This is a genomic window from Alkalibacterium sp. MB6 (genome assembly GCF_009935905.1).
Classification (GTDB): domain Bacteria; phylum Bacillota; class Bacilli; order Lactobacillales; family Carnobacteriaceae_A; genus Alkalibacterium.
In genome coordinates this window covers 18,569-30,390 of record NZ_PREX01000010.1, presented here as the reverse complement: position 1 = coordinate 30,390, position 11,822 = coordinate 18,569, and the positions used below count along the sequence as shown (strand labels likewise).

The window sequence follows — 11,822 nt, the reverse complement described above, 5'->3', positions numbered from 1 at the left end:
AATTAGTCCGAAACGCTGTTATATCAATGGTTGTAAGCTTTACGTTTTGTCAAAAGTTGTCCATATAATACAGACATGTAACAAATAACCCTGATTTTTGTCATCAGATTTAAATCTTATGAACTCCCATCTCATGATATGATTCTATTAGTGCAAAAAGCACATAAGACAATTTAATAATTTACTAAGTCACTCGTGATAGCTAAATATAAAAACATAACATTAACTAAAACAAAAATAGAATGATAGAAACTGGGGTAATAAGATTGAATAAGAAAAGATTATTTGCCATTTTAGCGACTGCAATGCTAGCAGCACCTATAGTAGGAAACAATGAAGCAGATGCTTCATCATCTAGAATGAGAGAGCTAGAGCAACAACAACAAGAATTAAATAACCGTTCAAAAGATGTCAATCACAACATTAAGACTCGTGAAGAACGCATGAACGCTTTAAATGAAGAAAAAGCACAATTAGAAAAAGAAGTAGCTACACTACAAGGTAACATCGATCAATTAATTAATAATATTTCTGAAAAAGAAGCAGAAATAGTTCGTATCGAACAAGAGATCGCTCGTTTGCAAGAAGAGATTGCTCAACTGATTCACCAAATTGAACAACGTAATGAACAGTTAGAACGTCAAGCTCGTTCCGTTCAAAAAAATGGTCAGCCAGGAGACTTCATCGATATTATACTGTCGGCAGAAGATTTATCTGACTTGATTGGACGAATTGGTGTCATCAACCAATTAGTATCAGCTAACCAAAACATCGTTCAAGCGCAAATGGAAGACCAATTAGCTTTAGAAGCTGCTGAAGAACAAGTGAAAGCAGAAGAAGAAGAAGCTAAAAGCATTAAAGCACAACTTGAAGTGGATCGAAACAATTTAGTTGCTCAACGTATGGAATTGGATGATAAAATTATCCAAGTGGCTGAGCGTTTTGAGATGACTGCAAAAGAAAGAGAATCATTTATTAACGAACAGACAGTTATTGCGCAACGTACAAGTAACTTAAGCAAAGAAATGCAAAAAGAACAACAACGCATTATTGAAGAAGCTCGTCGCAGAGCCGAAGAAGAACGGATAGCTGAAGAGAAACGAGCAAGAGAAGCTGAAGCAGCTGCTGCAGCAAAAGCACAGGCAGAAGCTGCCGCTGCTCGTAAAAAAGCACAAGCAGCTTCAAAACCGTCAACACCAGCGACGTCTTCAGGAAGTTCGTCAAGTAGTAGCGCACCTTCTAGCACAGGATGGATTCGTCCGTCCGGAGGGCGCCTAACATCTGGCTTTGGTAACAGAACCCACCCAGTATACGGAGGCACTCGTCTCCATGCTGGAGTTGACTTCGGTGGAGGCGGTCCGATCAGAGCGTCTCGTGCTGGAACGGTTCGCACGGCGTCTTACGATGGCGGTTTAGGCTACCACGTTGTGATTGATCACGGAGATGGCTACTCATCTGTTTATGCTCACATGACACCAGGTTTAACTGTAGCACCTGGTCAGCAAGTATCTCAAGGGCAACAATTAGGAACAATGGGAACAACAGGAACGTCTACTGGCGTTCACTTGCACTTTGAAATTCACCGCAATGGTACACCAGTTAACCCAATGAGCTACCTCAGATAATAGAATATAGAATGAAGTAAGAGAGGGGAAACCATTTCCCCTCTCTTTTTTTGGTTAAATGAGTAAATAAAACAGATGGGGATTAAACTGATGCTTGTTCGAATGAACAGATTGGCTTATGCTTATAGTAAAGAAAGTCATCCTTCTAGAGGAAAGTGAGTTAGGTATGGAAAAAATAGAATCGATTCAAAATAAACAGGTGAAAGAATGGAAAAAACTCTTAACCCGTAAAGGTAGAAAAAAACAACAGCAGTATATTATCGAAGGGGCACATTTAGTGGAAGAAGCGCTTAAAGCGAATGCGTCCCTATCTCATATTCTCATTAGAGAAGATAAAGTGGCTGAGTACGACCACTATATTTCAAAAGAGACGGTGCTTATTTCCACAGAAGTTGCTGACGAATTAAGTGATGCGGTCACAAATCAAGGGATACTGGCCATTTTAAACATTAACGAGTCAGAAGAGTCCCTAACTTTAAAAAAACCATTGTTGATGTTGGATGAAGTACAAGACCCAGGAAACGTCGGGACATTGATTCGTTCAGCTGATGCGGCAGGCTTTGAAGGAGTCATTATTGGAAAAGGCTCGGTGGATCTATATAATCCGAAAACCATTCGCTCAGCTCAGGGAAGCCATTTCCATCTTCCTGTTATTCACGCTGACTTATATGACTGGACAGAAAAATTAAAGCAAAAACAGATTCCAGTATACGGAACAGCTCTGGATGACCGAGCCGTTTCTTACCAAATGATTAAAACGCCAAAAAACTTTGCGCTAATTGTAGGAAATGAAGGAAATGGTGTTCATCCTGATTTACTAAAGATGACTACCAAGAATTTGTATATTCCGATCAAAGGAGAGGCCGAATCCCTCAACGTCGCCGTTGCAGGCAGTATTTTAATGTTTGCATTGTATCGATAGGAGCTAAATATGACAATATAGACACAAATCCCATGAAAACGGTTTTCCTTGACTAACATTCCTTTAAATTTACGACCATTCATTGTACAATGCCTATTAGAAGGTCAAGAATGCCTAGACCACACATCATTGAATGATAGATAAAGGAGACGTTCCATGGAATTTGTTCGCTCGATTTGGGAAAATGATAAAGAGTATATGGCCTTGGTAGGAGATCTACTGGAAAATGAAGATGTCTTGAAACTGGATGACATTACTCATCATCACTACACGACTCGTTTAATCCACTCTATTTTTGTTTCTTACATGAGTTATCGTATTGCTAAACGATTGAATTTGAACGTTCGAGCAATTGCTAGAGCAGGTTTGCTCCACGATTTCTTTCACGAAGACAGAGTTCAAATTGCGGCAATGGAAAAAGGGTCTCACAATTTCGTACACCCACAATTAGCTGTTAAAAACGCCGAGCTCATTACAGAGCTAAGTGAGTTGGAAAAAGATATCATTTTAAAACATATGTTTTTATGTACAACGACAGGTTTGCCACGATATAAAGAAAGTTTTGTCGTTACGTGCGTGGACAAATATTGTGCAATACAAGAAGTATCTCATCCAGCCAGACAACGGGCTAAAGCCAAATTAACAAACTGGATGCTTAGACTAGCATCCGTACATGCCTAAATTCAATAAAAGACCCATTCAGTATCTTTGATAGATAACTGAATGGGTCTTTTAGCTAGTCACTAAATAGGTCCGTTCATGATTAATTCATTATCGATAAAGTCAACGATGGTTAAAAGATTTTCTTCTTTCATAAAAGTTGACTTAAATACTTGTTGATCATCTTCTAAGAAGACAATGACACGGCTAGTGCTGTCGTCTGTAATCAGTCGAGCTTCTAAATCATCTGGAACAAAAACGTCTTGGGCTTCAAATTCTTCATACTGACTTAGATCATCGACAACCTCTGCCTGTTCCAGCTCGTCATCGCTGACAGGTTCCATCTCTTCATCTGTCACGATAGCCTCACCGGGTTCTTCATCTTGAATGGCATCTTTCTCTTCCACAATGGGATCTTCCGGATCAGTATCTTCTGTCGGATTGTCACATGCTGCTAACAGGAGCCCACCCATTAAAACGGTCATTAACCATTTCTTTTTCAAATCATTTCCTCCTTCCAAAAGCTGTTGCTACTATAAGTATAGCTAATTCGTGAAAGTTGCACAAAAATAAAGCTTGTATTATATTTATTTACGACCCGAGATAAAGAAATGACTTGAAAGCTCTCACTAGATTCGTTATGATAATAGATGATTAAAACAAACCTTGTTAGGTGAGGCTCCCATATGGAGAAAAGCTACTGCCCAGAAACGTCTAAAGACGCCAATGGGTCAACAGGAATCTTCGGATGAAGGGGATTTTTAACGTAGCTGAGTGAAACTCTATGCCATATGAAGCTGAAGCTCAACGACAGAGGTGTAAGAATACTAGGCTTTTTATTCTTTACACGCTCATTTCAGCGTGTTTTTTTATGGGCTTATAGTTGACGATCAATTTCTTTTATTTGACTCATTTGAGAAATTGATAGACTGCACCTTTAATCTTATATTTATGAAGGAGTGTGCAAGAATGAGTAAATTCAGACTATCAAAGCAAAAAGTATATGATAGTATTTTTAAAGCAGCAGAAGAAGAGAATCGTGAATTATTTAGAAAGCTGTTCCTTAGGCTACATGAAAGAGATCAACAGGAAGTGTTTCATTTACTTTATCCTGAGAAAAAAAGAAAAATACCAGACTTCCTTTCCGCAAAAGAATTTGCTGAAGTGTTTGAATGGATGGATACGGACAAGCAAGAAGAAGCCGTAGAGTATTTACCTAACGCATTCATTGGGGAAGTATTTAGTCGCATGTCAGCTGACGATGTGGCAAAGTTTTTAACGGACAGTCAAATGATTAATAAACGACACATCCTTCAAATGATGGAAGAAGATGCGGCTAACGACGTCAAAGAATTATTATCTTATGCTCCAGAAACTGCTGGGGCTATTATGACGAAAGAGTTTATCTCGATCCGGTACAATCAAACGGTGCAAGACGTGATGCAACTCTTAAGAGACATTGGAAATGACGCAGATACCATTTATTACTTGTATGTGATTGATGAAGCGCTCCGTTTGGTGGGCGTCTTGTCTTTAAGAGATTTGCTCTTATCGCCAGAAACAGAAAAAGTTGAAACCATTATGTTTAAACAAGTGGTGTCAGCCCCTATTGATTTGGATCAGGAAAAAGTAGCCGATATTATTCAAGATTATGATTTACTGGCGCTGCCCATTATTGGCTTTGACGGAACCATGCAAGGTATTGTCACCTTCGACGATGTCATGGATGTTCTTGAAGCGGAAGCAACGGAGGACTTTAATGAATTTGCGGCCATTAAACGAGGGAAAACCGACGGAGCAATGACCATAATGGAGACGGCCAGACAACGCATTCCTTGGATTATTAGTTTAATATTCTTAAGCCTACTTGTAGGAAGTCTGATTAGTGTCTTTGAAGAAACCTTGGAATCCATCGTCATCCTTGTTGCATTTATACCCATGATTATGGACACAGCTGGTAACGTAGGCACGCAGTCATTAGCTGTTGCTGTTAGAAACATCAATGTAGAAGACGAAAAGAAAACCAGTATTGGGGAAACAATAAAAACAGAGTTTCTTGCTGGACTGATTATGGGCCTTGTATCAGCTTTGTTTTTGTCAGCCATGGTCTTGTTTCTTTATCAAAATTTAGTGCTAGCTTTAACCATTAGCGTGTCGATTCTGATTACCATATCGTTTTCGACAGTGATTGGAGCAGTCATTCCTGTATTAGCGGACAAGTTATCTATCGATCCGGCAATAGCGAGTGGCCCCTTCATCACCACCATTAACGACGCAATTGGTTTATTGATTTACTTTACGATCGCTACGTCACTTTTGGAGTATTTGTAACAGGTAATCGATTCAAAAAATTGAAAAAAAGGCCATGTGTCTTTAAAATAAAGTGTACACGAACGTGAGTAAGAAAATTTGAAGGTTAAGTAGGTGCTTCAAGGATGGAAAACGACACATTAGAAAAAGAACAGTATTATGAAGCGATTTATCAAGCAGTGAAAATGAATAAGCGAGAAGAATTCCGTGATTTGTTTTTACGATTACATGACCGAGATCAGCATGAAGTGTTTTATTTGCTATACCCTGAAAATAAGAGAAAAATATCTGATTTTTTAACTCCGGAAGAATTCGCTGAAATATTTGAGTGGATGGCAATTGAGGACCAAGAAGCGGCTGTTGCTAATTTACCAGAGGCATTCATGACCGAAGTGTTTAACGAAATGGCTGCAGACGATGTCGCTCGCTTCTTTACAGATAGTGAAGACACGGATAGCGCAGCCATACTAGCCTTAATGGACGAAGAAGAAAGCAGACACGTGCAGGAACTAATGGCTTATGAACCTGAGACTGCTGGTTCCATTATGACGAAAGAATTTATCTCTGTTCGGTATAAGCAAACGACTAGTCAGGTCATCAATATGCTCAGAAAAATCGGTAACGATGCAGAGACCATTTATTATTTGTATGTGATTGACGACCAGGGCGCATTAGTTGGGGTGCTGTCGTTAAGGGATTTATTGTTAGCTCCCGAGACAGAAGTTGTTGAAAACATTATGTTTAATCAAGTCGTTTCAGTAAAAGATACAGAAGACCAAGAAGTGGTTGCTCGCTTAGCGCAAGACTATGACTTGCTGGCTGTTCCTGTTACGGATGCAGAAGGAAAAATCCTTGGAATCATCACAGTCGATGACATCTTGGATATTTTAGAAGAAGAGGTAACCGAGGACTTTAACGAATTCGCAGCGATCTCTCGAACAGAAGATGACAGAAAACCCACGGCTCTATCGGCTGCCAAAGCCAGAATTCCGTGGATTATTGTTCTGTTGTTCCTAGGGATGCTGACAGGTGAACTCGTTGGCGTGTTCGAAGAAACGCTTAATGAAGTCGTCGTCTTAGCCACCTTTATACCGATTCTGATGGCCACTGCTGGTAACGTGGGAACACAATCGCTTGCGGTTGCGGTTCGTAATTTATCACTTGAAGATGAATCCAATAAAGTAAGCTTCTTTAAAACAGTAAAAAACGAGCTAGGAGCCGGTGTCATTATGGGACTCGTTGCAGCCATGGTGATGATTGCCATCGTCCTTGTTTTTTATCAAAACCCAGTGTTAGCATTTATCCTAGCGGTATCCATGTTCATCACCGTCGCTATATCAACTGTTATCGGGACAACGATTCCTGCTATTATCACGAAAACTAAAATTGACCCGGCAGTCGCATCCGGCCCATTTATCACTACAATCAATGATACAATTAGTCTGGCCATTTATTTCTCAATAGCCACACTTCTATTGGAAAGTTTGTAAGTCATTAGTTAAGATGTGAACGAAATTTTAAAGATAAGAAAATCAAGTTGTTTTATACCATTTCGAGATAAAGAATGTTATACTGATGGTGTGAAAGAGGTGACCCCATATGATTGAAATGATTAAAACGAAAAATTCAGAGTATGATAAAGTAATTTGTCCTAAGTTCGAGCAGACGTTCACTATTTTGGGGAAAAAATGGACTGGTTTAATTATTGATGTATTATTGGAAGGCCCTCGTCGCTTTAAAGATCTATCCCAGGCTATCCCTGGTGTAAGTGACCGTGTATTGGTTGAACGTTTGAAAGAACTGGAAAACGAAAACATTGTGACGAGAGACTTAGATGAGACATGTGATATACGTTCCGGTTATTGCTTGACCGAAAAAGGAAAAGCGTTAGAGAATGTGATGAAAGAAGTACAGAACTGGGCAGATGTTTGGGCCTGTGACGAAGAATAATAGAATGTGAAAACGATGATGAAAAAGAGTACGTTTGACTGGTCAATACTAGAGACAGATGCCTTGGCTGGAAGCATCTATTGAACTTCAGACCGAACTTCACTTTCATCCTTCCATACCATATAAAAATATGAGATGGAAAACGTGGATAAATCAATCCCGGTATGCGCCGTTAAGCAGTAAGTGCAAAAGCCTAGCTTTTGAACAAGGGTGGTACCGCGTGTTGACCTCGTCCCTCTATTGGGACGGGGTTTTTTTATTTGCTCAAAATTATAAAGGGAATAAATCAGGTTTGGTGACAATTTCTTACGAAAAACTAGCAGTAACTAGTCACAAACCCCTAAAAACAGCCTGTGTACCATTCGTCACAAATGAAGAAAGATTATTATGAGAAAGAGGGAGTTTCGCCTATGGATATGAAAGAAAAATTGTCAGCATTATTAACAAAAGCGTTAGAAGATATCGATCAATCATCTTTAGTGAAAGAGATTGAATCTATTCGAGTGAGCTATTTAGGTAAAAAAGGTGAATTGACAGCTGTTCTAAAAGGAATGAAAGATGTTCCGGGAGAAGAGCGTCCAGTCATTGGTAAAGTTGCCAACGAAGTCAGAGACGAGATGACTCAAGCGTTAAGTTCAAAAAAAGAGACCTTAGAAAAAGAGGCTTTAGAAAAGCAATTAGCAGAAGAAACCATTGACGTGACTCTTCCAGGTCGTCAAATGAAAAAAGGTCAGTCTCATGTACTGACGCAAATTATGGAAGAAATCGAAGACCTATTTTTAGGCATGGGTTATGATATCGTTGAAGGAACAGAAGTCGAGACGGACTATTATAACTTTGAACGAGTGAACTTGCCTCAAAATCACCCGGCAAGAGATATGCAAGACACGTTTTATATTACTTCTGAATTACTACTGAGAACACATACCTCACCGATTCAAGCAAGAACTTTGGAAGCACATGACTTTTCAAAAGGACCGCTTAAAATGTTTAGTCCAGGTAAAGTGTACCGACGCGATACAGATGATGCGACTCACTCGCACCAGTTCCATCAAATTGAGGGGTTAGTTATCGATAAGCACATTACGATGGCTGACTTGAAAGGGACACTTGAATTGCTCGCTAAAAAAATGTTCGGTGATGACCGTGAGATTCGTTTGCGCCCAAGTTACTTCCCCTTTACAGAACCGTCTGTTGAAGTGGACGTCAGCTGTTTTAAATGTGGAGGCGACGGCTGTAACGTATGTAAACAATCAGGCTGGATTGAAATACTTGGAGCTGGCATGACTCATCCAAGCGTTCTAGAAATGTCTGGCGTCGATCCGAATGTGTATGGTGGGTTTGCATTTGGTATGGGACCTGACCGTATTGCCATGTTGAAATATGGCGTGGATGATATTCGTCAATTTTATCTAAACGACCAGCGCTTCTTAGCACAATTCAAGAGGAAAGGGTAGAAAAGCATGAGAGTATCAGTAAAATGGTTAAGTGAATATTTAGATTTATCATCAGTGTCTCCAAGAGACTTGGCCGATGAGATTACATTAACAGGCATTGAAGTGGATGATGTCACCATTCCTTCTGAGACACTACAGAAATTAGTCGTAGGAGAAGTTTTGACTGCGGAAAAAATGGAAGGCTCAGACCATTTAAATGTTACAACAGTCAATGTCGGTGAAGACGAGGCGACACAAATCGTTTGTGGAGCGCCTAATGTAAAAGCAGGACAAAAAGTGATTGTTGCCCTTCCAGGTGCACGTTTACCGGGTGGGTTTAAAATTAAAAAAAGCAAATTAAGAGGTCATGTTTCAAACGGTATGATTTGTTCCCTAGACGAATTAGGTTTTTCTGATTCGGTTGTTCCTAAACACGCAGAAGATGGGATTTATATTTTGCCAGAGGATGCGGTAGTAGGAGAGAGTGTGCTTTCTTATGTTGGACTGGACGATGCCTTCATCGAGTTGGATATTACACCAAACCGTGCAGATGCATTGAGCATGAGAGGGGTAGCCCACGAAACAGGTGCAATTCTGTCTCAAAAACCTCAATTTAAATCCATCGAACTAACAGAAGACACTAACGAAACGATCGAAAACTGGGTGAAGGTAACCGTTACAGATGGCGACGATACACCTATATACAAGATGAGAGTCATTAAAGACTTAACCATCAAAGAAAGTCCACTGTGGTTACAAAACAAACTAATGAATGCTGGCATCCGACCAATTGATGCAGTAGTTGATGTCACCAATTATATTATGTTGGAATACGGTCAGCCACTGCATGCCTTTGATTATGATGCGTTGGATTCCAAAGATATTCTCGTTAGACGTGCTCACGACAAAGAGACAATGGTGACGTTAGACGGTCAAGAACGCCAGTTAAACCCAGATCAATTGGTCATCACGAATGGCGAGATTCCCGTAGCATTGGCAGGTGTCATGGGTGGAGAAAATACTCATGTGACCACAGAAACAAGAACAGTTGCTTTGGAATCGGCTGTGTTTGACTCCACTTCCATTCGTAAAACAGCTCAGCGATTAAACTTAAGAAGTGAGTCAAGTTCCCGCTTTGAAAAAGGCATTAACAAAGCGACCGTAGAGGAAGCGCTGAATCATGCTGCGGCTTTAATTGCTGACTTAGGTCAAGGAACGGTTGTGACTGGTGTAGCGAGTGTGACGCATGTAGAACCAAAATCTGTAACCGTTGAATCGACCATTGACCGTATCAACCGAGCGCTTGGAACAGAGTTAATTGAAGAAGATATCATCCAAGTCTTTAAGAGATTGGGTTTTGAAGCAGAAGTTAGTTCTGAACAAGTTAAAGTAACTGTTCCGCCAAGACGTTGGGACATAGCAATCGAAGCAGATATAATTGAAGAAATTGCCCGTATTTATGGGTACAATAATATTCCGTCGACCTTACCAGTTAATGAAACCGTACCTGGTGAATTAACTAGAGAACAATCCCTGACTAGATTCAGCCGTCACTATATGGAAGGTGCCGGATTGTCGCAAGCCATCAGCTATGCGTTAACGACGGTCCCTGAAGCCAAAGCGTTCTCACTTGAATCAGGCGAGCCGATTGAATTGGACTGGCCAATGAGTGAAGAACACCGCGCTCTTCGTAAAAGCTTAATCAGTGGTTTACTGGATAATGTTCAGTATAACGTTGCCCGTCAAACTAAAAACGTAAGTCTGTATGAAATAGGTCACGTTTTCCACAACCAACCAGGAGAAACAATGCCTAAAGAAGTCAATCATATCGCGGGTGTGTTAACAGGTACGATTGTGGATAACACGTGGCAGGAAACAGAACAAACGGTAGACTATTACGCAGCTAAAGGAATCGTCGAGGGATGGCTTGAACAAATAGGTCTAGGTGATGACACTCAGTTTAAACCTGCTCAAGATATTAAAGGCATGCACCCTGGCCGTACAGCTTATATTCTCATAAACAATAAGGTTGTCGGCTTTGTTGGTCAACTGCATCCAAGTGTAGCTCTTGAACGAGACCTTCAAGACACTGTATTATTTGAACTCAATATGGACTGTGTATTTGGAATCGAACAAGAACCGCTTCTTTATACAAGCATTCCGAAATACCCAGGAACATCTCGTGATATCGCATTCGTCGTGGATGAAACAGTCCTGCATGAAGAGATCTTGCATGTAATGAAAGAACAGGGTGGCAAATGGTTGAGCTCGATTCGATTGTTTGACCTCTATCAAGGTGAAAAGATTGAACCAGGCAAAAAATCAGTAGCCTACAGCTTATCTTATTTAAATCCAGATGCCACACTAAAAGAAGAAGACGTTAATGGTGACTTCGAAAAACTGAAACAAGCACTCATTGACTCATTCAAAGCAGAAATTCGTTAAGTCACAAGAAAAGCAGAGGCTGTTGTCTCTGCTTTTTTTAATGACTTCTCATTGAACTCGAACACGTAACGTATAACCAGAGAGGGTCAAAACTTAAAAGTATATTAAAAGACAAATAAATCAAGGGATATAATGCATATAAACTCAATTCGTGTTATTATAATAAAGAATTTGAGAAGCAAGGGGGCTTTTTAATGCCGGAAGAGAAGAGCAGGTATAAAGCGGTAATTGATGGAGAAACCTATACCATTGTTGGACCTAAATCTCAAAAACATATGCAGGTTGTAGCTGAAACGGTTGATGAGCAATTGACACAGTTGAAAGTGATGACCAAAGGACTGGACAAAGAAAAGCGAGCCATATTGCTGGCAATTAATGCTGTTTCTGACCAGTTGACTATGCGAAAAGAAATGGAAGAAATTAAAGAGAAATTGAAACAAATGGAAGAAAAAGCTTAATGCAATCACCCGATTG

At 40.1% G+C, this 11,822-nt stretch carries 10 protein-coding genes and 1 riboswitch; of the genes, 9 read left to right on the top strand and 1 reads right to left on the bottom strand.

Features of this window, described 5'->3' with window-relative positions:
* The first annotated feature begins 266 nt into the window (after nt 1-266).
* The 3 genes from C3945_RS05365 to C3945_RS05355 all read left to right on the top strand — a co-directional run bounded on the left by C3945_RS05365 (nt 267) and on the right by C3945_RS05355 (nt 3,228).
* Nucleotides 267-1,625: a murein hydrolase activator EnvC family protein gene (locus C3945_RS05365; protein ID WP_161878665.1), complete on the top strand. Its 1,359-nt coding sequence runs from the start codon at nt 267-269 to the stop codon at nt 1,623-1,625.
* 166 nt (nt 1,626-1,791) lie between these two features.
* On the top strand, nt 1,792-2,547 hold the full coding sequence (locus C3945_RS05360) for a TrmH family RNA methyltransferase (RefSeq protein WP_161878714.1): 756 nt from the start codon (nt 1,792-1,794) through the stop codon (nt 2,545-2,547).
* Between the two features lie 156 nt (nt 2,548-2,703).
* Entirely contained in the window at nt 2,704-3,228 is a 525-nt protein-coding gene (locus tag C3945_RS05355; protein ID WP_161878664.1) for an HD domain-containing protein, read from the top strand.
* Between the two features lie 62 nt (nt 3,229-3,290).
* Here C3945_RS05355 and C3945_RS05350 read toward each other — a convergent pair whose 3' ends face one another.
* The gene (locus C3945_RS05350; protein ID WP_161878663.1) at nt 3,291-3,710 is read right to left on the bottom strand and encodes a hypothetical protein; all 420 of its coding nucleotides are present in this window, start codon (nt 3,708-3,710) and stop codon (nt 3,291-3,293) included.
* Between the two features lie 155 nt (nt 3,711-3,865).
* Nucleotides 3,866-4,030, top strand: a riboswitch (M-box (ykoK) riboswitch).
* Nucleotides 4,031-4,176: 146 nt separating this feature from the next.
* Here C3945_RS05350 and mgtE (C3945_RS05345) point away from each other — a divergent pair.
* From mgtE (C3945_RS05345) to C3945_RS05320, 6 genes are all read left to right on the top strand, one after another.
* Nucleotides 4,177-5,538 (top strand): magnesium transporter, encoded by a 1,362-nt coding sequence (gene mgtE, locus C3945_RS05345; RefSeq protein WP_161878662.1) that lies wholly within the window; start codon nt 4,177-4,179, stop codon nt 5,536-5,538.
* A gap of 104 nt (nt 5,539-5,642) precedes the next feature.
* Nucleotides 5,643-7,007 (top strand): magnesium transporter, encoded by a 1,365-nt coding sequence (mgtE, locus tag C3945_RS05340; protein ID WP_161878661.1) that lies wholly within the window; start codon nt 5,643-5,645, stop codon nt 7,005-7,007.
* 118 nt (nt 7,008-7,125) lie between these two features.
* Entirely contained in the window at nt 7,126-7,467 is a 342-nt protein-coding gene (locus C3945_RS05335; RefSeq protein ID WP_161878713.1) for a winged helix-turn-helix transcriptional regulator, read from the top strand.
* A 410-nt stretch (nt 7,468-7,877) separates the two neighbouring features.
* The gene (gene pheS, locus C3945_RS05330; RefSeq protein ID WP_161878660.1) at nt 7,878-8,924 is read left to right on the top strand and encodes a phenylalanine--tRNA ligase subunit alpha; all 1,047 of its coding nucleotides are present in this window, start codon (nt 7,878-7,880) and stop codon (nt 8,922-8,924) included.
* 6 nt (nt 8,925-8,930) lie between these two features.
* The gene (gene pheT / locus C3945_RS05325) at nt 8,931-11,348 is read left to right on the top strand and encodes a phenylalanine--tRNA ligase subunit beta (RefSeq protein ID WP_161878659.1); all 2,418 of its coding nucleotides are present in this window, start codon (nt 8,931-8,933) and stop codon (nt 11,346-11,348) included.
* 194 nt (nt 11,349-11,542) lie between these two features.
* The gene (locus C3945_RS05320; RefSeq protein WP_161878658.1) at nt 11,543-11,806 is read left to right on the top strand and encodes a cell division protein ZapA; all 264 of its coding nucleotides are present in this window, start codon (nt 11,543-11,545) and stop codon (nt 11,804-11,806) included.
* Nucleotides 11,807-11,822: the final 16 nt, after the last annotated feature.

Bases quoted from the DNA above. Each gene is read 5' to 3' on its own strand.
- C3945_RS05360 (WP_161878714.1), top strand. From the start codon at position 1,792: ATGGAAAAAATAGAATCGATTCAAAATAAACAGGTGAAAGAATGGAAA.
- C3945_RS05355 (WP_161878664.1), top strand. From the start codon at position 2,704: ATGGAATTTGTTCGCTCGATTTGGGAAAATGATAAAGAGTATATGGCC.
- mgtE (WP_161878662.1), top strand. From the start codon at position 4,177: ATGAGTAAATTCAGACTATCAAAGCAAAAAGTATATGATAGTATTTTT.
- mgtE (WP_161878661.1), top strand. From the start codon at position 5,643: ATGGAAAACGACACATTAGAAAAAGAACAGTATTATGAAGCGATTTAT.
- C3945_RS05335 (WP_161878713.1), top strand. From the start codon at position 7,126: ATGATTAAAACGAAAAATTCAGAGTATGATAAAGTAATTTGTCCTAAG.
- pheS (WP_161878660.1), top strand. From the start codon at position 7,878: ATGGATATGAAAGAAAAATTGTCAGCATTATTAACAAAAGCGTTAGAA.
- pheT (WP_161878659.1), top strand. From the start codon at position 8,931: ATGAGAGTATCAGTAAAATGGTTAAGTGAATATTTAGATTTATCATCA.
- C3945_RS05320 (WP_161878658.1), top strand. From the start codon at position 11,543: ATGCCGGAAGAGAAGAGCAGGTATAAAGCGGTAATTGATGGAGAAACC.